Source organism: Aquabacterium sp. (assembly GCF_041915145.1).
GTDB lineage: Bacteria > Pseudomonadota > Gammaproteobacteria > Burkholderiales > Burkholderiaceae_C > Aquabacterium.
In genome coordinates this window covers 1-1,702 of the sequence record NZ_JAYSBZ010000177.1, presented here as the reverse complement: position 1 = coordinate 1,702, position 1,702 = coordinate 1, and the positions used below count along the sequence as shown (strand labels likewise).

The window sequence follows — 1,702 nt, the reverse complement described above, 5'->3', positions numbered from 1 at the left end:
CCGTTGGCGCAAGGCATCGCGTTCGATGCGGGCGGCTTCGATTTCCTTTTGCGGCACGGCGCCTTCGAGCTGCTCGTAGCGTTTCACCTTCCGGTCTGCAATGGCCAGCTGCGCGTCCAATTCAGCCATTTGGGCTTTCTGGTTGCCTTGCTCGATGGCGCTCGCAACCGGCTGCAAATAGGCCAGGACTTCTCCCTTGACGACCGTGCGGCCACCCACTGGCATACCTTTGGGGCCCGGCTGAACACTGCCCGAAAAGGGCGCCTGGACGCGTCCGCTGGTTTCCGGGTCGGCGATGATGGTGCCGTTGAGTTCGACGCCCGCTGACAGATCGGTCGTTTGAACCTGAACCGTGCGTATGCCGAGGCGACGCTGAACGGTCTTGGGCACGAACAGGCTGGCATCCGCCAGGCGCTGTGGCCCTTCTTGGGCAACAGCCACCGGTGTGGCGGGCGCTGAAGCGGAAGCCTTCGGTTTTTGATCGCCATGATCTTCATCACCATGGGCAAAGACGTTCACGCTGCTGGCGGCTGCAAGTGCCAGTACCACGCAAGCGGTAGTTTTCTTGACGGACATTACTGCGCTCCCTTGTTCTGGCGACGGCGACGAACGAATAGCAAACCCACGGCGGCCACGGCGATGGCAGCACCGGCAATCCAAACTGCAAACTCAGCCCTACTGTGTGCATGCGCAGGGCCATCGGTCGCGGAAGCAGGAATGTCCAGGGGCGTGGTGAGCAGATCGGACGTATCGCCCGCTTCCACGGAGATCGTCAGCGCCAGTTTGGCTCCTGGAGCCACACTGCTCAGGGCTGCGAGTTGCGCCACATAGATGCCGGGGCTCTCTTCCTTGATCGGAACACTTTGACCACCCGCATCGACCTCCAGCTTGGCGCCCACCACCGGTTCATTGGTCTTGAAGCGATCAACGAAGATCGACAGGCGCGGGCCTTGCGGCTGGCCAGCGTTGAGCACGGCCACCAGCTCGAAGTCGTCGCTCTGCGCCGATGCGCGCGGGGCAACGGCCGTGGCGGGTGCCGGGATCTTGCTTTCGTCGCCATGGTCTTCGCCACCGTGCGCGTTGGCCAACGAGCTACCCAGCAGGCCCGCGACCAGCAGGCTGAGCAGAGCAGTGAAGCGGTAAATTCGGATCGTCACGGTAAAAGTCCCCTTGCTTGATTGAGTTGGGCGCGGGCGGCTCCCAGCGTGTACCTTGCCCGCAATTGTTCGAGGCGCGACTCATTGGCGGTGGCGCGCATGCGCAAAAATTCGGCCAGGCTCAATTCACCCAATGAAAAGGCTTTTTCCTGCAGAGACAGCCGTTCGCCGGCCAGTGCGGCGCGCGATTGCGCGGACTGGTACGCCGATTCCGCGTTTTCGAGCGCAGCCTGCGCATCGCGCTGCTCAGTCTCGATCTCGGTGAGCGTTTGGCGCAGCTCGGCTTCGGCCTTGATCAGGATCGAGTTCGCCGCTGCCAGTTTCGGCGCATTTCGCGCGTCGGTGCCGAGCGGGAACCGGAGTCCCAGCCGCACGGTCTTGTAGCTCGGCGCTGCGAAATCGTCGCGTGTTTGCGCGATGCCGATGGAAAGCTCCGGCGGATTGCGGCGATCGGCCTGCGCAACCTCCAGGTTGGCACGTGCAAGCTCCACTGATGCCTGCGCGAGCGCTGCGCGTGGGTGCATGGCGTTTGCCTCGGGCGACAC

General features: G+C 63.3%; 2 protein-coding genes and 1 pseudogene. All 3 read right to left on the bottom strand.

The genetic code is table 11. From position 1 onward, the window contains the following. Positions 1–576, bottom strand: a pseudogene (locus tag ACE3SS_RS15705) (efflux RND transporter periplasmic adaptor subunit); the annotation flags it as partial. After that, a complete protein-coding gene (locus ACE3SS_RS15700) occupies positions 576–1,157 on the bottom strand; it encodes a hypothetical protein (RefSeq protein WP_374595558.1) in 582 nt (193 codons plus the stop codon). The pseudogene ACE3SS_RS15705 and the gene ACE3SS_RS15700, both read right to left, overlap by 1 nt. Next, positions 1,154–1,702 (bottom strand): TolC family protein (locus tag ACE3SS_RS15695; RefSeq protein ID WP_374595556.1); only part of this gene is annotated, 549 nt, incomplete at its 5' end. The genes ACE3SS_RS15700 and ACE3SS_RS15695, both read right to left, overlap by 4 nt.